This window comes from Hymenobacter sp. HD11105 (genome assembly GCF_054051685.1).
Window position 1 is genome coordinate 892,696 of sequence record NZ_JBSWBR010000002.1, and the last position, 19,769, is coordinate 912,464.

The following is a 19,769-nucleotide window of genomic DNA, read 5'->3' on the forward strand; positions in this document are numbered from 1 at the left end:
CAGCGAGTACGCCGTTTTCAGCAGAATGGTGCGGGCCGCGAAACTAGTGTACGAACCATCTTTATACTTTAGCCTAGATCAGGTGCTAGAACACGGGCTGATATTGCAAGCTGATTCTTAACGTAGAGCATATGCAGACGAGTTTAGGCCGGTTGTTCATAGGTTGTATGGAGGAAGTGTGTGAGTTGCGGACGACCTTCACTACGAGCAGCTTTCTTTGGCATAGGTCAGTGTAGCTTCGAGGGCTGCAGCCGTCTGTTGGTGGGGGAAATAGAAGCGCGGACGTAATAATCGGCTCATACAAAGTTTAATAGAACTAATAGAGTAGAGATGGGTAGATAGTTGTTCCGGGAACTGGCTACGTGGGACATATTTCTCCCTTCTTTCTGCATGACAATTTACACTCAACTGGTCTGCTAAGTGCTGGCCTGAGTGCCATAAAAGCTTTGCTGCTCGAGTGCAGGGCGGTGCAGGTGCCAGGCCAGCACGTCAGCTAAGGCCTGAGTTGGTTCGTCCCAACTACCGCCGGTCGCAGCGCCCACAGCGGCTTTGCCATAGTACTTAAGGTGTTGCGGCTCTAATGGCCGAGATACATTGCAGCAGGTAATTGTGCCGATAGTTATGCCGTTGAGCGTGACAGGGGTAGTCGCATCAAGTTCAGGGCGCGTAGTGTGAAGGTCGTAAGTATGGGTCATAGGCAAGTGATGGGAATTAGAATAAGTGGGGTGCTCAGCAAGTAATAGCTAATACAGGAACGTTGTACGGAATCAACTACTGTGGAGGTTGACTTTCCTACATAAGTCGCTAATTCATTAGTTAGCGCTGCAGGTAGGAAGTTTGATAGCGCACAGCGTAACGTGTCTGCCACTGCGCTAAGTAACCCATGCTGTTTTCTTGAGCACAACGAGCACGACTCGGGTGACACTGAGTCAATCTTAATCCTGGCTTTGAATAGGGTGCGAGTAATGAGTTGATTAAAGCGCTCCAACTCTAAGAAGATCTGCTCTACGTCGAGCTTCAGCTTAGAGAGGGCGAAGTTCAAAGCCAGGCTGTCTCCTCAGCGAACTTCACCAACTTCTTGCTCTGGGGGGCAAAGTTTTTCGGTCGGCTGTGCACCAGAATCGGACATTCCGAACGGAATCAGCCCTTTTGAAATCGTTTTATATATTTATATAATGCTGCTATGACTTGTACACGCCTTCATCTTCACGCTATGTCATCTAATCGCTCCAATCATCCGGCAACCCGACGCAAGGCGCTAGGAGCACGAGCGCGGCTGAGTCTTCTTATATTGATTGGTCTGGTTGTGATAATGGCGGTTGCATTTCTAGTAAGCAGGGGCTACGACTATCCAGCTAAGCGGACCGATTGGCGAAAGCAGGAACTAGTTGAAAAAACGAACTGACGATATCGTTCAGGAATAGTAATATCGGCTAGGCGTGCTGGTCCAGTTCAAGTTTGGATAATGAAAGTTCTTACACGCTCGTAGCGCGCTAACCATCCACGGTATTAACAATTATTGATTTTCTATACATTCAATGTTCTATTTATAAGGTTATGTATTGTGCTTATCTAATACTTGGCAATGTGTTTGATAAACTGTGAGCTAGCCAACTAACACGGCGGCCCCTCACAGAATGAAGAACCAATACGACGACTACACACAACGCAAACACAAGATGACGCTTCATTCTGCCTTGGAGATGACTTTGGTGCTATTGCTAAACTTGAGTGCCTGCATCTCCTTGCTGCTCTGCTCGTAAGCAAAGCATATTATTCGTAAGGCTGCTTTACTCTACCCCATGAGTAAGTGGGCGTATTGCCTATAGCAATCGATGACATTACCATCGGCTAGAGTAACTAGAGTAATCTGTATTTAGCCCAATAAAAGACGAGTGAGCATTCCACCTCGTCTACGCCGAGGCGAAGATCAAGGCGCTCACTGTGACAAGATCACTGTCGCGGCTAAAACACAAGCAGTAAGTCTAACACTCATTTTCAGCCTGCCATCGGTTGATATGCACTGCCAGATTTTGCAGTTACAACTCAGTTTGCCGGGTTTAAATCATGCCAAGTGCCCTAACCAAAATAACTCCTCGCTTCTAGAAGTGACCTAGTTGCACTTGTTCTGCCTTTGTGAAACCTGCAAAATGCCCCCCAGAATATTGCTAGCAAGTTGTTGCGCGCTCATAATGAAATTCGCAGCTGTTTACCTGTCGGCGGGTTGAGTTATGATATAATCGGAGCTAGCTGATTCTATAAATAATCTGTGTTGATGAGGACTGTGCTCATATTTCGGCACAAAAATCAACTATTATTGGCTTATCAAGTATGAGGATAAGTGTTGCGAAGCACAGCGGTATAATGCTGGCCTGCTGGTTTGTCTCTTCCTGTATTTGGCAATAAACCAGAAGCTTATACACGCTATAGTGTGATTAAAGTCATCAGAAGAAGGTAGGAGCTACTCCCTAAATAGGACTGCCTACTTCTGATAAAACGTCAATTTCATGCAAGACAAGACGACTTCTTCCTCTATCAATTTGATAAAATTACCTAAGTCCCCAACGGGAATTGAAGGGTTAGATGAGATAACAGAAGGGGGCTTGCCCAAAGGGCGGCCTACACTTATTTGTGGTAGCGCAGGGTGTGGAAAAACCCTGATGGGGATTGAGTTTTTGGTTCGGGGAGCGCTGGAGTTCGGCGAGCCCGGAGTGCTGATGGCTTTCGAAGAGACTGCTGAAGAACTGGCCGCCAACGTAACTTCTCTGGGCTTCGACCTTCCTGCCTTGCAGGAGCAAAAGTTACTGCGGGTAGACCACGTACACGTTGACCGCTCCGAGATTGAGGAAACTGGCGAGTACGATCTGGAAGGATTGTTTATCCGACTTGGTTATGCCATCGACGCTATTGGCGCCAAGCGGGTAGTGCTGGATACGATTGAATCGCTGTTTGGCGGATTTCCAAATGAAGCAGTGCTGCGCTCCGAAATCCGGCGCCTTTTCCGCTGGCTTAAGGATAAAGGTGTAACTACTGTTATTACGGCTGAGCGGGGCGATGGCACCCTCACCCGGCAAGGGCTGGAGGAATACGTATCGGACTGCGTAATCCTGCTGGACAACCGCGTTATCGATCAAATTACGACCCGGCGACTGCGGGTAGTGAAGTACCGCGGTAGCACTCATGGTACCAACGAGTATCCGTACCTAATTAGCGAAGAGGGTATTTCAGTGCTGCCGGTTACGTCCTTGAAACTGGAGCACGAGGTATCCAACGTAATTGTATCCTCTGGTATCCCGGCTCTGGATGAGATGTTCGGTCGAAAGGGCTTTTACCACGGCAGCAGCATCTTATTAACTGGAACAGCAGGTACAGCCAAAACCACCTTGGCCGCCGCATTCGCGAATGCGGTGTGCAAGCAGAATAAGCGCTGCCTGTATTTTGCATTTGAGGAATCGCCGCAGCAGCTGATTCGCAATATGCGGTCTGTTAACGTTGATTTGGTGCCTTGGGTGGAGCAAGGTTTGCTGCATATTGAGGCCTCACGACCTACATTGAATGGCCTGGAAAGGCATCTGGTTATTATTCATAAGCTGGTTCGTGAGTTTAAGCCCGATGCTGTCATAATTGACCCAATCAGTAACCTGATCAACGTAGGGAACATGAACGAGGTAAGCAGTATGCTTACGCGGTTGATTGATTTTCTGAAAGTAAATGACATCACGGCCCTGTTTACAGCCCTCATCAGCGGCCGCAGCAATCAGGTGGAGGCCACGGAGGAAGGCGTATCGTCGCTGGTAGATACCTGGATTAGTGTGCGGGACCTGGAGGGAGTGGGGGAGCGTAATCGGGGCTTGAGCATTCTTAAGTCGCGGGGCATGTCCCATTCCAATAAAGTGCGCGAGTTTATTGTTACTGATAAGGGAATACAGATACTGGATGTAGTAATCGGCCCACAAGGCATCGTGACCGGGGCCAGCCGCCTCACCCAGCAGCTGCAAGAACAGGCCCAGGCCTTGGCCGCACAGCAGGAACTGGAACGCAAGGACCGGGAACTGGAGCGTCGGCGCCGGGTATTGGAAGCCACCATTGCCAACTTGCGCACGGAGTTTGAGTCGGTAGAAGAGGAACTGCGGCGAATTAATAACGAAGAGGAAACCCGTCAGCAGATATTCACCAAAGGACGAACCGTGACAAATAGTGAAATGTCGGTTCAAAAGAAATCAGAAAAAGACGATCAGCCCACCAAATAGTAAGCCCCCGACCTACAATGGAGACTACCCCAGCAATAGAAACCGAGGGCACTGATAAGGATTATTGGGAATTGCGCTTGTATGTAGCGGGCCAAACTCCAAAATCAGTTACGGCTTTGGCTAATTTAAAAAAGTATTGCGAACAGCACCTTCAAGGCCGGTACAAACTTGAAGTCGTTGATTTGCTTCAGAATCCGCAGCTGGCGGAAGGAGACCAAATACTGGCTATTCCTACGCTGGTGCGTAAGGTTCCGGTACCAATTCGCAAAATTATCGGCGACCTATCGAATGAGGAGCGGGTGTTGGTAGGCCTTGACATTCGGCCAGCGCTAGCCAAATCTAACCGATAGGATGGAGACAGAAGGAAGGTTGGATCAAGAGCCCGCAGAGGCCGAGTACGTGCTGCATCTCTACATTACCGGAGCTACGCCAAATTCTACGCGGGCAGTGCGCAACATCAAGGAGATTTGTGAGTTGTACCTGCAAGGCCGCTATGAGCTCTATATTATTGATGTGTATCAGCAGCCGGCCCTTGCTCAGGAGGAGCAACTGATCGGCGTGCCAACGCTGGTGAAAAGTCGCCCCGGATTGGTGCGTCGACTTGTAGGCGACCTCTCAAATCGGGAACGGGTGCTGACCGCTTTGGGGCTTCCGCTTCCGCAGCCACCTGATAGTTCCAGTGATAATGGCTGAAAGCTCCCCGCGTATTCTTACTGACCTAACCCGTGAAAACGAGGAGTTGCGCTATCAGCTGCAAGAAGCTGAGGAGCTGATCTCTGCTATACGGTCGGGGTCGGTGGATGCGCTGGCGGTGCAAGGAACCGACGGGCCTCGCATTTTTACCCTGCAGGGGGCCGATCAGGTTTATCGAACGCTGATTGAGCAGATGAGCGAGGGAGCACTACTGCTCAGTCAGGACGCTATCATTTTGTATTGCAATGCCAGCCTGGCTAATCTGCTCGACCGTGCGCTGGAAGAGCTGATGGGCAATTCGTTTGTTGACTTCGTACCACCCGGTTTTCGAGGATACTGGGAAACGCTCTTGGAAACGGGCTGGACTGGTAAAAGTAAGGGAGAGCTACCGCTGCAAACTAAATCTGGGGTCTTGCTGCCTTTCTCGCTGTCAATGAATGTGCTGGAATTCAACGACGCGCCCGCTTTGGCCGTGATTGTAACTAATCTTTCGGCTCAACGAGAAATCAAGGCCATCCGGGCGCTGGTAGCGGAGCAAAATGAGGTAATCGACCGTAAAAATGAAGAGCTAAAGCGTCAGGAGGCTGTGCGCCTCGTGGTGGAGCAGGCCGCTGCCGAAGCAAATCGTATGCTGGAGGGCATTCCGCAGATTGCTTGGACTGCCAATGCACAGGGCGAAAATACTTACCTCAATCGTCGGTGGTTTGACTATATCGGCCGACCCAGCACGCCTGGTTTAAATGACGAGTTTCAAACTCGTCTGCATCCCGCAGATGCGGGCCCCGCCAGTGTAAGCTGGCAGCACAGCCTGCGCACTGGGGAGGCGTTTGAGGTAGAATACCGCTTCCTTGATGGTGCCGGCAATTATCGTTGGATGCTGGGCCGCGCCTTGCCTTCCTATAATGATCAGGGGGTAATTATACAGTGGATTGGTACCTGCACTGATATTCATGAGCACAAGCTGGCCCTGGAGCGCATCGATCAGGCTCAGCGCCAGCTCTACGAAAACAACGAGCAGCTGACGCGTGCCAACGTCGACCTGGATAACTTTATCTATACCGCTTCCCACGATCTAAAAGCGCCCATTAGCAACATCGAAGGGCTGCTGCATGCTTTGTTGCTGGAACTGCCCGCCGCCGGCCAAGATAGCGAGCAAGTGCAGCCGCTGATGGCCATGATGCAAGACTCAGTAGAGCGTTTCAAGCGCACCATCGAGCATCTGACGGAAGTAACCAAGCTGCAAAAAGAACAGATACAGCCCGTAGCACTGGTTGAATTGGGTACCGTTGTGCAGGATGTGTGCCTGGACCTGGAGCCTTTGCTGCAAGAGTCGGGGGGCAAATTGGAGCTTGATCTGACTCCCTGCCCAACTGTTTCCTTCGCTGAGAAAAACCTACGTAGTGTCGTCTACAACCTACTTAGCAATGCGCTTAAGTATCGGTCACCGGAGCGGGAGCCGTGGGTGCGTGTATCGTGCCACCACGAGAACGACTACGATGTGCTCACCGTGCAGGATAATGGCCTGGGAATAAACCTGGTTAATGAACCGCGCTTGTTTGGCATGTTTCAGCGCCTGCACGACCACGTAGAGGGCAGCGGTATCGGGCTGTACATGGTCAAGAAGATGGTGGAAAATGCGGGGGGCAAAATCACCGTGGAAAGTCAGGTAGACGTTGGCTCTACATTCTCGGTATATTTCAAGCGCTAGCACCAACTGACCGCCGATTTCGATAAGCAATAAACGCCAAAAAAGCCCCCCGCATTACGCGGGGGGCTTTTTAAGTATTATGATACGTTGTCCGCGCTATCCTTATTTGGGTAGCATTACTTTGTCGATGACGTGAATGACACCATTGCTTTGGATCACATCGTAGGTCGAGATGGTGGCCGTGTTACCCGACTCATCCATCAGAACTACATTTTTGGGACCGTTCATGGTGGCTTTTAGGGTGCCGCCGCTTACGGTTTTGAGCGAAGCGGTTCCCTTACCAGCCTTGATGGCGCCCATAATTTTTTCGGCGGTCATGTTGCCAGCTACCACGTGGTAGGTAAGTACCTTGGTCAACTGGGCCTTGTTTTCAGCCTTAAGCAGCGTTTCGACTGTGCCAGCGGGCAAATTCTCAAACGCATCATTTACTGGAGCAAATACCGTGAAGGGACCTTTGCCTTGCAGTGTCTCAACGAGGCCAGCGGCTTTTACAGCGGCTACCAAGGTGGAGTGGTCAGCTGAATTTACGGCGTTGGATACGATGTCTTTGCTGGGCAGCATGGCTTTGCCACCAACCATTACGCTGGTAAGAGCCATCTGCGCTTGGGCCTGAGCCGATTGGACAGTAGCAGCACCGAGTAGGGCAATGAAGGCGAGGGTGAACGATTTTCTTTTCATGTTTTAGTAAGAATTGAAGAGGGGGATGTTGAAGTTGACAGCATTTACGCCTCAACTGTAGCAACTGGATTTACCTCTACCATAAATATTTTGGATAGCCTATCTACTGATAGTTCCCTTGCCCCGAATAAGCAGTTTTGCCCGACCCGGCAACTACTTCCAGGTAGCTCATTTCCAACTAAATTGCCCCCCACAACTGCCATAAAATAGAAATTGACGTAGGAGGGAAGCTCAACGGCAGCGAAGTTGCCCATTGAAGTTAAATTTGACACCTTCGTGCGATACTTTGTTGGCCCCTCACCTCATTTTACGTCCCACTTGACTGCTCAGCACCACCTACTTGAAGTTACGACGCCCGAGCACGCCCGCGAGTTTCGCGAATTTCCGGTGCGTCTTTACCGCTCCGACCCCAACTACATTCGTCCTCTCGACAAGGATATTGAACAGGTATTTGATACCAAGAAAAATAAGTATTTCCGGGCCGGTGAGCTGACGCGCTGGTTGTTGCAGGACAGTCAGGGTCAAACCATTGGGCGGGTAGCGGCCTTTATTAATAAGCGCACAGCTAAGACCTTCGATCAGCCCACCGGCGGCATGGGTTTTTTTGAGTGTATCGACGATCAAGCGGCTGCCAACACGCTATTGGATGCTTGCCGCACTTGGCTGGCCGAGCGCGGCATGGAAGCCATGGACGGCCCCATCAACTTCGGCGACCGTGACCAGTGGTGGGGCCTGCTCATCGACAACTTTAGCGCTCCGCTGTACGGGCAGAATTATAACCCGCCATACTACCGTCGGTTGCTCGAAACCTATGGTTTTCAGGTGTACTTCAACCAGTTCACCTACTTCCGTAAAGTGGCTGATCCGCTGGAGCCCGAGTATCAGGAGAAGGCCCAGCGTATGTTTCAAAACCCGAAGTATACGTTTGAGCACATGCGCTTAAAGAACCTGGAGAAGTACGCCGAAGACTTTCGGATTGTGTACAACCAGGCTTGGGTAAAGCACGATGGCGTGAAGGCAATGCGGCCCGAGCAGTCGCGCAGCATTATGAAAAAGCTGCGCCCCGTGATTGACGAGAAAGGGTGCTGGTTTGCGTATTATGAGGGCGAGCCGGTCGGTTTTTTTATTGCGTTGCCGGAGCTAAATGAGCTGTTTAAGCACGTAAATGGCAACTTGAATTGGCTGGGTAAGCTCAAATTTGCCTACTACCGCTGGCGCGGCTCAGTGCGTACGCTCACTGGTATTGCCTTCGGTATTGCGCCCGCTCACCAGCGCCGCGGCGTGGAAGCTGCCATGGTGTTGGCCGTTTCTAAAGTGGTTCAGGACCGCAGCAAAGTTCAGTACGAGGACTTTGTCATGAACTGGATTGGCGACTTTAACCCTCGCATGATGGCTGTTGCTGAGCAAATTGGCGGAAAAATCTGGCGTACGCACGCCACGTTCCGGTACTTATTCGATCGGGAAAAGGAGTTTAAGCGCGCCCCGATCATTAAGTAAGCCATAGTATAACTATAGCCACAAAAAAGCCCCCCAGACATTCCTGGGGGGCTTTTTTGATTCAGAAACTGTCATGCTTAGCTGTGCTTTGCGTGATTGCCTGTTTGGAGCGAGTTCGCTTATTTATTAAAATACATATCCGACGCTGGCTGTGATGTTGCGGGGCAAGATGGGGCGAACTAAGTTGTAGCTGTTTTCGGCGCGGGTACGGCCGTTGGCTTCTACGGTTTCCAGAAGCTCCTTGGACAGATTCTCCCCGTTGCGGGCCGCTGCATCGCCAAAGCCTAAGGTGTTGAACAAGTTAGACGCCTGCACGCGTACCTGTACGCCCTGAAGCGTGCCGCCGAAGTTGTAGCCAAGGCCGGCAAATACGATTCCGTAAGAAGGCAACTCAATTGTGTTACGCTTGTTGGCGTATCGATCCCCAAACCAGCGGTAGTTGGCAAATACATCAAAGCCCTTGAAGCTGTACTCGGCGCCGCCCTCTAGCAGTAAGTCGGGCGTATCTTCCAATCGGTTGCCTTTAAAGTCGATTACCTCGTCGTCAGTTGGGTTAGTACTCGTGCCTTTATTGTCAACAAAGTTGAAGCTGACGAAGCGGGGGCGCTGCACCGTACCGATGCCGCGCAGGGTGAGGCCAGTTACGGGCGAGTAAGTCCCTTCCAACTCTACCCCCAGGTTGTCTACTTTGCCACGCTCCTGCGTTAGCGTGAAGCCTCCGTTGGGGTTGGAAAGCTGAATGGTGAAGGGAATGTTGTTGTTTTCACTGTAAAACGGTACCACCGACAAACTCACCTTGTCGGCCGCTACTTTCACACCTGCTTCGGCCTGAATCACGCGCTGCACACCGCCGCGCAAGGTGGTGTTGCCCGTAGCATCACTTGGGTCAGCGCCGTAAGCAAACTGGTCGTTGGAAGGCGCTACGCCGGAGTTACTGTAGCGGGCAAACGTAGCCACCTTGTCGGAGAACTTATAATTGCCCCCCAGCGAATAATTTACCGTGTGGAAGCGAAAGCTCCACTCGCGCAGGTCGCTAGTATTCTGTAGGAAACGGTTGTCGTAGAAGGTCCGGTACTGCCCGTCGAGGCCGCCGTTGGAGCCAGCGAAGCGGTTAGCGGCCGAAGGTGCACCCAGAAAAGGTGTAAAGCGGGCATCCGGATTATTCAGAATAGTCGTTTTGGGCGAGCTGCCTTCCGCGTGGGTGGTTTCTAGGCGTATGCCACCATCCAAGCGTAGTTTGTCGCTGATTTTCCACTCGTCGCCAGCATAGTAGCTCAGCACTTGGGTGGTATTGGTTGAGTTAAACAAAATACCATCGCCAAAGCTGTAGAACAGAAAGCCGTTGTTGGTCACCTCAATGGGCTGTCCGCCAAACAAAGGTCCGGCCGTGGGAAAGCTTAAGTTGAGCAAGCGGGGCCGGTCGGCTACTTCCTGCACTACCAGATTGTAGCTCAGGCGTTCCTTAATAGTATAGCGGCTGGCGTAAAAACCGGCAGTGAGCTGGTGCTGCCCGGCTGTTTTCTGCAAACGCAAATTGTTAATAGCATTGGTAGCCGGCTTATCATCAGGAAAGATACCAGCGATGTTTACTAAGCCGTTACCGTTGAGATTGGCAATATCAATGGCTGCATTCGTGGGGTCGTCGGCATAGGAAAAGCGGGGCGAATTTACTTGGACTCCAAAAGGAGCCAAGGCGCGGTACTGAGCCGCAAAAGCGGTTCCGGGCACGGGCGGCTGAATATCATATACGCCATCGGTAGTCAGGTTGGCGTCGAGCAGACGAGCATTGTCAGTGAGCGTGAAACCGTTGCCCAATTCGAAGAACACTTCGGAACTGATGGCCTTGTAGCGCGTATGCTGACCGTTGGCCAAATCCCGGTTCAGGCTGCCTTGTCCATTACTAAACGGATTCGGAATGCTGGTGCGCCGCTGGAACTCCGAGTACATAGTGCCCCGCCGCAGGTCGGGCCCGCCCGGAATGCGCTCGGGGTCGTTTAGGTTTTGGTAGGGAATGCTGGTGTAGTAGGCTACTTTATCATTTAAATACTTACCGTACAGCCTTACGTAGCCATTTTTCAAATTATAAGTCACGTTGGCTTTTACGCCGCCACCCACGTTGGCCGGAAAGCCCGCGTACTTCACGCCTACATCGTAGCGGTAAAAACCACCGATATTGAAGCGTATAGGTGTGCCAGCAATAGGTCCGCCCACGTTGGCATCGAGGCGCTGTAAGCCACCGAGTTGGGCCAGGCCTTTACGGTCGGAGTAAAAACCCTGGTCGCCACCGGTGAGGCGCATGATACCGCCTATCTTCTCGCCCCCGCCGGTTTTGCTTCGGAAGTTGACAATGCCACCGGGCGCGTTATTAGCGAAGATGCCCGCCGAGCCACCCCGCACCACTTCCAGCCGGTCGATGGTTTCATCGACGCGAAAGTGAATGTCGGTTTTGGCAAACGTCAAGGAGCCAGCTTCCAGAATAGGCAAGCCATCTTCCATAAGCTGTAAAAAGCCAAAGCCGGCCTCCGCATTGGACGGTAAGCCGCGGGGCGATACGCTGTTGGCGGCCTCGCCACCGTCGGAGTTGACCCGAAAGCCTGGCACGGCCATGAGTAAGTCGGCCGTTCCTCGCGACACGCGCGTTTGAATCTGCCGATTGGTGAGCGTAGTGACGGCCACTGAGCTTTCCAGCTTGGTCTGCGGGTTGAAGGTGCCCGTCACGACGACGTCATTGAGGTTTAAGGCGTCGGCGGCCAGGGTCGCGTTTACTACGGCAGCCTGCGAGCCATCGAGCCTGACGGTTTGGGTAGCGGTGCGGTAGCCCAGAAACGAGGCCGTAAGCGTGTACGTACCCGCCGGTACGCCAGTCAGTTCAAACTGACCTTGAGCATCGGTGGCGGTGCTTTTGCCTAAAGGCTGTAGTACCACAGTAGCGCCGGGCAGCGCTTGCCCGCTCGCGTCGCGGATCTGACCACTCACGCGGCCCGCAGTATCCTGGGCCCACGAAGGTGCAGCAGCGAGGCACACAAGGGCCGCGCCCGGTAACAACCGCTGATAAAGGGTAGAAGTAAGATGCATATAAGGGGGAGAAAAAAGCCCAACTGGGCGTGGATAGAGACAAACTACGCGACCAAGCTTCGAGCGGATTGCAACAGAAATTAAACAGGTGCTTGCAGGCGTCTACTCAACGGTAGCGCATACTCGCTCATCTACTCCGAGAGTTGCTGACTTACGCGGAAAACAAACAACAAAAGAGGAGCTTAGTTATAGCTGTCTTACGTACGGCTGTGCGGCCCCCACCCATTAACAAGTACCTGAAATTAACCCTTTACTTTACGGCAGTCAACCCACTTGGGGGCGTTTTTCGTAGGTCCGCCAAGCTTTGTATCTCGCTTTCTTTCTCCCTTCATTTCTATGAGAGTTTTGTTTCGTTTGGCAGTATTTAGCCTTCTGCTGTTTACCTCGGCCTGCCAAAGCGGCTGCGCCTACGTGCGCTATTTAATTCCGCTCAATCCTACTTCCAAAGACAGCCGCCCCGTGAGCCACGAGTCCTGGGATGCGCTTCTGAAAAAGCACGTAAATGAGCAGGGTATGGTAGACTACGCTGGCTTTCAGGCCGATAGTGCCGCGCTCAACACATATTTAACGTCACTCAGCGACAACCTGCCTAACGACAAGTGGAGTGAGCCTGAGCGTCTAGCGTATTGGCTAAACGCCTACAACGCCTTCACCATTCAGCGCGTCATTCGGGCGTATCCGCTCAAGAGTATTCGAGATTTAGGTGGCGACAAAACTCTAGTGAATACGGTCTGGGACCAACCTTTTATTCGTCTTGGCGACGAGAAACACACGCTTAATGACATTGAGCAGCGCATCGTCCGCAAGAAGTTCGACGAGCCGCGCATTCACTTTGCCCTGGTGTGCGCCGCCATGTCGTGCCCCAAGCTGCGCAGCGAGGCCTACGTGGCCGCCCGCCTCAACGAGCAGTTGGAAGACCAGGCCACTAACTTCATCAACGACCCCACGAAGAACAAGCTCACCCCCGCCGACAAGCCCGAGGTGTCGAGCATCTTCAACTTCTATCCCAAGGACTTCGCCAAGGATGATAACACCATCCAAAAGACTATCAACCGCTACGCCACCCAGAAAATCAGTCCCGACGCGCCGCTGACTTATATGGCCTACGATTGGTCGGTGAATGAGCAGAAGAAGTAAACAGCTGCTGTTGGTTGTATTTCAAATGCCCCCCAGCGCATTGCTGGGGGGCTTTTTATGAGCCGTTTCTTATTGCTTAAAGTACACAGTATCAGTTAGTAGCTAGATTATCAGCTCGCATTTTAATCTCTATAATGCAGTGCACGAATCTTTCTGCCGTCTGCTGATGTTTATCTTCGCATCCTACTCTTACTTTATAGACAGCAACTGCTGCTTTTTCTTTGCTATTACCTCAGAATTTCGAACATAAAATAGGATTCGCGCAGCTGCGTGAAATGTTGGACTCCTTGTGTCTGAGTGCGTTAGGCCGTCATTTTGTGGCCAAAATGCAGTTTCAGACCAAGCACGACCAACTCCAGAAGCTGTTGCTCCAAACCGACGAGTTCCGCGTCCTGCTTCAGTCGGGCGCCGACTTTCCCAGCCAGCATTACCACGACGTGCATCCGCACTTGGTGCGCGCCAGCATCCCTGGTTCCTATTTGGAGGTGACGGCTTTTTTCGCCGTTAAAATGAGCTTGCGCACCATTCGGCAAGCCCTGACTTTCTTTACTCACGCCGAGGAAACCCTCTACCCAACCTTGCGTCTGTTAGGCATTGGCGTGCAGGTTGACCGCAACTTGTTGCTGGCGCTGGATAAAGTGGTGGACGACGAAGGCCAAGTGCGCGACAACGCTTCACCACTGCTCATGCAGCTAAAGCAGGAGCTGATTGCCCGTCAGGGCCAGCTGCGCAAGCAGATTGCTGGCATCCTGCGCCACGCCAAAACCGAAGGCTGGATACCCGGCGACGCCGAGCCCACCATTCGTGGGGGGCGGTTAGTGCTGCCTGTTATTGCTGAGCACAAGCGCCGCGTAAAAGGCCTAATTCACGACGAGTCGGCCTCAGGTCAGACGGTTTATATCGAGCCAGAGGCGGTATTTGAGTTAAACAACGACATCAAAGACCTCGAAAACGCCTACCAGCGCGAGCTCATCCGCATTCTTACCCAGCTCACCGATCAGCTGCGGCCCCATATTCCGGATTTGCGCAAAGCGTATCAGTACTTGGGCTTGTTGGACTTTATCCGGGCTAAGGCATTGCTGGCGAGTCGTTTGGAAGCTTCTTTGCCAACGCTGCATCCCCGCCCGCTGATCAAGTGGCAGAAGGTGCGTCACCCGTTGCTCTACCTCACGTTTCGGGAACAGCCCAAGGAAACACGCCGTGAAGTGGTGCCGTTGAGCATCGATCTGAACCCCGACCAGCGCATTCTGCTGATTTCGGGACCAAATGCGGGGGGCAAATCCGTGGCCATGAAGACCGTGGGGCTGGTGCAGTACATGTTGCAGAGTGGCCTGCTCATCCCGGCTGGCGACGGCTCCGAAGCAGGCGTATTTGAAGACATTTTCCTGGATATTGGCGATGAGCAAAGCCTGGAAAATGACTTGAGTACCTATTCGTCGCACTTGCTGAACATGAAGCAGTTCTTGCTCTTTGCTGGCAAGAAAAGCTTAGTGCTCATTGATGAATTTGGTACCGGCACCGAGCCCTCGTTGGGTGGCGCCATCGCCGAGGCTGTACTCGACGAGCTCAACCGGGCCCGCAGCTACGGCGTGATTACGACCCACTACACCAATTTGAAAAACTATGCTGAGCGCTCGCCCGGCATCGTGAACGGAGCTATGCGCTACGACCCGGAGCGTTTGCAGCCGCTGTACCGGTTGGAAATCGGCAAGCCAGGTTCTTCGTTTGCTATTGAAATTGCCCGTAAGATTGGCTTGCCCGCTCAACTCGTGGAGCGCGCTACTCAACTCGTGGGTAAGGACAAAATCCGCTACGACCGCTTGTTGGAAGGCCTAGAAAAGGAAAAATCTGACTTGGAGCAGCGCACCGCTGAAGCCGAAAAGCAGGAGCGTCGCCTCAAGAAAGCTGCCCAGGAATATCAAGACCTCAAGCGTCACCTCGAAGACACTCGCCTCGACGTATTGCGCGACGCGAAGGCCAAAGCCAAGCTGCTGCTCAAGGATACGAACCAGCAAATTGAGGCCACTATCCAGGAAATCCGCTCGGCCCAAGCCGATAAGGAACAAACCAAGCAGGCCCGCCAGAAGCTGGACGACTACGTAAAAAAAGAGCTGCAAATTGAGCCGCCCAAAGCCCGTGCTACCCGCGAAACTGCCGATGCCGCTACCCTCAAGGCGGGTGATAAAGTGGCACTTATTGGGCAGGATGGCTACGGGGAAATCATGAGCGTGAAAGGCAAGACGGCGGAGGTGTCCTTCGGCGGCATGAAAACCATTGTCAAGATCTCGCAGCTTGAAAAGCTGGGTCGCGCCGAAATAAAGGAGCGGGAGAAAAAAGCCGAACGAAATGCCCCCCAAAGTTCAGGCATGGACATGACCGGCCGCATGGCCAATTTCAGCCCCAACCTCGACCTGCGCGGTGAGCGTGCCGAAGACGCCCTGCAGAAAGTAATGGCCTTCGTCGACGATGCGGTGATGCTCGGCATTCCCGAAATCAAGTTCGTGCACGGCCGCGGTAACGGCGTACTCCGTCAAATCACTCGTGACTACCTGCGCTCCGTGCGTTCCGTAGCCAGCGTGTCGGATGAGCACGCCGAACGCGGCGGCGACGGAGCGACGGTGGCGGTATTGAAATAAGCGGCGTTATGGCTCCTTTATAAAGCCAGCCTCTCTCACTAGGTTATCACGTAGCGCAAAGTCTCTCTCGTGTGCTGATGAGGGGTTACTAGTCTTACTTGGTCGTGTGCTTTGCGCTGCATGATCGCCTTATTGAAATATAGTTTACAAAAAAGCTCCCCAGGAATCCCTGGAGGGCTTTTTTGTAGTTCAAACTAATCTCACATAATGTTCACCTCAGGGTGCAGTTCTACGCCAAACTTTTCCCGCACTGAGGCAATAATCTCGTGGGCCAGATCCCGAATATTTGCTCCTTGGGCGCCACCATGATTTACTAATACTAGGGCTTGGTGCTCATGCACGCCGTGGGGACCGAAGCGGCGGCCTTTCCAACCACACTGTTCTATAAGCCAGGCGGCGGGCACTTTTACGCCACCGGGCACGGGATAGCCGGGTATATCTGGGTATTGGGCCTTTAGCTCGTCAAAGCGGTGCTGAGAAATCTCGGGGTTTTTGAAAAAGCTGCCGGCATTGCCGATTTGAGCAGGGTCGGGGAGCTTGCTGCGGCGGATGCGGATGACGGCCTCGCTCACGTCTTGGGGCGTGGGGTCGGCCTCGATGCCCATATCGGCGAGGGTGGTGCGCAAGGCGCCGTAGCTGATATTGAGCTGGTGCTTACGCTGTAAGCGCAGCACCACGCTGGTCACAATAAACTGGTTTTTGAGCGGACCCTTAAACACGCTTTCACGGTAGCCGAAGCCGCACTCCTCGCGGGTAAATGTGCGCAGGCGGCCGGTGGTGATTTCTAGTGCTTCCAGATGATCGAAGGTATCCTGCAACTCGGCCCCGTAGGCGCCAATATTCTGCAACGGCGCCGCGCCCACCGTACCCGGAATCAGCGACAAGTTCTCGATACCACTTAGATTTTGCTGCAAGGTATACTGCACCATGCCATGCCATGATTCGCCGGCGCCGGCACGCACCAAGGCGGTATCAGATTCTTCGTCCTGAGCGATGATTTCGAGGCCTTGAATCTCGTTCTTGAGCACTACGCCCCCAAAATCTTGGGTAAAAAGTAGGTTGCTGCCGCCGCCCAGAATCAGCTTTTCGGCCTGCTGCACTTCGGCCAATGCCAGCAAAGCACGTAGTTCCTCCACGCTGCGGAAGCGGGCAAACAAGCGGGCCTTAACGTCAATGCCGAAGGTATTGTAGGCGCGCAGAGAAACGTCGTGGTCGAGAAGGGGAGCCGAAGCCATACGAAAAGCAAAAAGGTGATTCGGCAGTAAAAGTAGTGCCGTGGCTGCTAAAAAAGCCCCCCAACACCTAAAACACTGAGGCTACTTAGCGCACCCGATAGCCACTCACGGCATAGTACAGCAAATACGCGTAGCAAAGTGCTGGTACTACAAAGGCTACGCGCAGTCCGCCGCCGTCGGTGGCCAGCCAGCCCATGAGGGGCGGGATGATTGCGCCACCCACAATGGCCATGATGAGGTAAGAGGAGCCTTGCTTAGTAAATTGTCCTAAGCCTTTGATAGCCAAAGGGAAAATGACCGGCCACATAATGGAGTTGCACAACCCGCACAAGACAATCAGCCACAGAGCTGCCTCACCGGTGGTCAGAATGGAAGCAACAACCAGTGCTACGCCAGCCGCGCACACTGCTATCAGCATACCACGGTTGTTAAAACGGAGCAATAGTGGAATGCCCACCAGCCGGCCTACCAAGGAGCCAAACCAGTAGGACGACACCAGCACCGCACCCACCGCTTTGGTAAAGCCCCCCGAGGTGTCGATGGGCGCCGGCTCTTGCCCAAAGAAAACCAAGGCGTAGTTGGTAGCTACATTCAGCCCTTGCACTAAGCTTTGGGTGAAGTCGCTAAGCTGCCGAATTCCCTGTGACTCGCCGTAGCGAATCAAAAACGAGCCTAAACCAACTTCCACGCCCACATACACGAAAATAGCCACGACGCCCAGCACCAAGTGTGGAAAGCTGAGAGCACTGGTACGGGTAGTAACCTGGCCATCCGCACTAGGGGCCGTTTCTTCGGCGGGCAAGCTTTCGAGTTCGGGTAGTTTCAACAAGAAAAACACTCCGGCCAAAACCATCAGAAAAGCCGCCAGACCTAGGTAAGGACCTTTTACTAATTGAGCCTCCTGATCCAGGCGCTGTGCTACCGGCAATGCGGCTAGCTGGGCTTTGAGTGCCACTGAGCCACCAAACAAGATCAAGCCGCCAACTAGGGGCGACAAGGCGCCGCCAAAGTTGTTGGCGACTCCTACGATGCTCACCCGCGCCGCCGCATTGCGCGCCGGCCCCAACACCGATACATAAGGGTTAGCTGCCACTTGCAGCAGCGTAATGCCGGCACCAAGTAGTCCTAAAGCAGTGAGAAACAAAGCGAAAGTACGCGAGTTGGCTGCTGGCACGAATAGCAGCGCGCCACAGGCCATCACCAAAAGCCCCAGCACAATGCCGTTCTTATATCCTAGGCGCTTCAGCACAAAGCCGGCTGGGAGCGACATCAGAAAATAAGCCCCAAAAAATGCCGACTGCACCAACGACGACTGCAAGTCCGTGAGCTGGCACACGTCCTTCAGGTAAGGCATGAGCACGTCGTTGAAATTGGTGACGGCCCCAAATAAGAAAAACAGAGCCGTCATGGCCATCATCGGCACGACGTAGCTACGACTGGTGGCGCCAGCGTCGGTAGTGGTGGGAGAGGAGGAAGTAGTAGGAGCAGCCATTGCGGGCGAGAAGGGGAAAGTTGTGGGCCTTAAAGATAGAAATAGTGGGCGAAGCTTGTTAGAATACTAATGCGCCGTCAGAGCGACCAGCTATAGGCTACTAATGAGGAGTTATCATTCTGACGTCGCTTTTCCCGACCTTTGCCCTTCACAACCTAAAAAATGCCCCCATGGCCGACAACCGCCGCGACGAACCTTTTTTCATGACGGCTACCACGCAGTTTGGCCTCGAAGATGTGCTGACTCAAGAACTAGAGCAGCTGGGGGCCAAAATTGAGCAGGTGCACAGCCGAGCCATCGAGTTTATGGGCAATAAGCAGTTGCTCTATGAAGCGAACTTGTGGTGCCGCACGGCTATGCGCATTTTAAAGCCCTTCGCTGCCTTTTACGCCCCCGACGAAAAAGCCCTATACCGCGAAGTCGGCCGCGTAGACTGGAGCCGCTACATCCAGCCCGACCAAACCTTTGCCATCACGGCGGTGGTCAATAAATCCACGTTCGAGCACTCCCTTTTCGTGGCGCAGCTGACCAAGGATGCCATCGTGGACCAGTTTCGCGACCGCACCGGCTCGCGACCCAGCGTAGATGTAAGTAAGCCCGACATCCGCCTACATCTGCACATGCTGGACAACGAAGTGACCTTGTCGCTTGATGCCTCGGGCGAGTCGCTGCACCGGCGCGGGTATAGGCAGCAGACCAATGCCGCGCCGCTAAATGAGGTGCTGGCCGCCGGCCTTTTGCTGCTCACCGGCTGGGATGGTAAGAAGACGCTCATTGACCCCATGTGTGGCTCGGGTACCATCCTGACGGAAGCGGCGCTTATTGCCCAGCGCATCGCGCCGGGCCTATATCATCAAGGCAAATTTGGCTTCGAGAACTGGCCCGATTTTGACCGCGCCTTATGGGAATCGGTACAGCTCGACGCCCGCAATGCCCAGATTGAGGAGCCCCAAGCCTATATCGGTGGCTCTGATATTTCGCCCGAGTTCCTGGAGCTGGCTCGTCAGAATGTGGAAGCCGCGGGCCTCGAAGATTACATCCGGCTGGCGGTGCGCGACGTGCGCGAGGCCAAAGCTCCCAAAGGGGACTCTGGTCTTGTCATTATGAACCCTCCCTACGGCGAGCGCATCGGCGAAGAGGAGCAGATGGCCGAGTTGTACAAGATGATCGGCGACACCCTCAAATCCAACTTTCAGGGCTATGACGCCTATATTTTCACGGGCAATCTGGACGCCGCCAAACGCGTAGGCTTAAAAGCCTCTCGCCGCATTCCGCTCTTCAACGGACCCATTGACTGCCGTCTACTGAAGTACGAACTCTACCAAGGCTCACGCCGAGCAGCGCGGCCAGAGTAACTTACATAAGCCC

Annotated in this window: 13 protein-coding genes; 8 read left to right on the forward strand and 5 right to left on the reverse strand. The window is 53.2% G+C overall.

The features are described from left to right. Window positions 1-416 precede the first annotated feature (416 nt). A complete protein-coding gene (locus ACW9KT_RS09950) occupies window positions 417-695 on the reverse strand; it encodes a hypothetical protein (RefSeq protein ID WP_457079853.1) in 279 nt (92 codons plus the stop codon). Between the two features lie 1,812 nt (window positions 696-2,507). Here ACW9KT_RS09950 and kaiC point away from each other — a divergent pair. The 4 genes from kaiC to ACW9KT_RS09970 are packed head-to-tail and all read left to right on the forward strand — an operon-like array spanning window position 2,508 to window position 6,651. Continuing rightward, complete coding sequence (gene kaiC / locus ACW9KT_RS09955; protein ID WP_457079855.1) at window positions 2,508-4,250, forward strand: circadian clock protein KaiC; 1,743 nt, start codon at window positions 2,508-2,510, stop codon at window positions 4,248-4,250. Between the two features lie 17 nt (window positions 4,251-4,267). After that, window positions 4,268-4,600 carry a circadian clock protein KaiB gene (gene kaiB / locus ACW9KT_RS09960; RefSeq protein ID WP_457079857.1) on the forward strand — a complete coding sequence of 111 codons (333 nt, stop codon included), beginning with the start codon at window positions 4,268-4,270 and terminating at the stop codon, window positions 4,598-4,600. A 1-nt stretch (window position 4,601) separates the two neighbouring features. Further along, a complete protein-coding gene (locus ACW9KT_RS09965) occupies window positions 4,602-4,943 on the forward strand; it encodes a circadian clock KaiB family protein (protein ID WP_457079859.1) in 342 nt (113 codons plus the stop codon). After that, on the forward strand, window positions 4,936-6,651 hold the full coding sequence (locus tag ACW9KT_RS09970) for a sensor histidine kinase (RefSeq protein WP_457079861.1): 1,716 nt from the start codon (window positions 4,936-4,938) through the stop codon (window positions 6,649-6,651). The genes ACW9KT_RS09965 and ACW9KT_RS09970 overlap by 8 nt, the downstream gene beginning before the upstream one ends. A gap of 102 nt (window positions 6,652-6,753) precedes the next feature. On the opposite strand, the gene ACW9KT_RS09975 is transcribed toward ACW9KT_RS09970, so the two are convergent. Continuing rightward, a complete protein-coding gene (locus ACW9KT_RS09975) occupies window positions 6,754-7,329 on the reverse strand; it encodes a fasciclin domain-containing protein (protein ID WP_457079863.1) in 576 nt (191 codons plus the stop codon). A 318-nt stretch (window positions 7,330-7,647) separates the two neighbouring features. On the opposite strand from ACW9KT_RS09975, the gene ACW9KT_RS09980 reads away from it, so the two are divergent. Then, window positions 7,648-8,826: a hypothetical protein gene (locus ACW9KT_RS09980; protein WP_457079865.1), complete on the forward strand. Its 1,179-nt coding sequence runs from the start codon at window positions 7,648-7,650 to the stop codon at window positions 8,824-8,826. Window positions 8,827-8,952: 126 nt separating this feature from the next. Here ACW9KT_RS09980 and ACW9KT_RS09985 read toward each other — a convergent pair whose 3' ends face one another. Continuing rightward, entirely contained in the window at window positions 8,953-11,901 is a 2,949-nt protein-coding gene (locus ACW9KT_RS09985; RefSeq protein ID WP_457079867.1) for a TonB-dependent receptor, read from the reverse strand. A 336-nt stretch (window positions 11,902-12,237) separates the two neighbouring features. Between ACW9KT_RS09985 and ACW9KT_RS09990 the strand changes: the two genes are divergently transcribed. Both ACW9KT_RS09990 and ACW9KT_RS09995 read left to right on the forward strand, forming a co-directional pair. Beyond that, a complete protein-coding gene (locus tag ACW9KT_RS09990) occupies window positions 12,238-13,038 on the forward strand; it encodes a DUF547 domain-containing protein (protein WP_457079869.1) in 801 nt (266 codons plus the stop codon). Between the two features lie 221 nt (window positions 13,039-13,259). Continuing rightward, window positions 13,260-15,674, forward strand: coding sequence for an endonuclease MutS2 (locus ACW9KT_RS09995; protein ID WP_457079871.1), 2,415 nt, complete (start codon window positions 13,260-13,262; stop codon window positions 15,672-15,674). 200 nt (window positions 15,675-15,874) lie between these two features. Here ACW9KT_RS09995 and murB read toward each other — a convergent pair whose 3' ends face one another. Continuing rightward, the gene (murB, locus tag ACW9KT_RS10000; RefSeq protein WP_457079873.1) at window positions 15,875-16,909 is read right to left on the reverse strand and encodes a UDP-N-acetylmuramate dehydrogenase; all 1,035 of its coding nucleotides are present in this window, start codon (window positions 16,907-16,909) and stop codon (window positions 15,875-15,877) included. An 85-nt stretch (window positions 16,910-16,994) separates the two neighbouring features. Further along, window positions 16,995-18,401 carry a sugar MFS transporter gene (locus tag ACW9KT_RS10005; RefSeq protein ID WP_457079875.1) on the reverse strand — a complete coding sequence of 469 codons (1,407 nt, stop codon included), beginning with the start codon at window positions 18,399-18,401 and terminating at the stop codon, window positions 16,995-16,997. Between the two features lie 170 nt (window positions 18,402-18,571). On the opposite strand from ACW9KT_RS10005, the gene ACW9KT_RS10010 reads away from it, so the two are divergent. Further along, the gene (locus ACW9KT_RS10010) at window positions 18,572-19,756 is read left to right on the forward strand and encodes a THUMP domain-containing class I SAM-dependent RNA methyltransferase (RefSeq protein WP_457079877.1); all 1,185 of its coding nucleotides are present in this window, start codon (window positions 18,572-18,574) and stop codon (window positions 19,754-19,756) included. Window positions 19,757-19,769 lie beyond the last annotated feature (13 nt).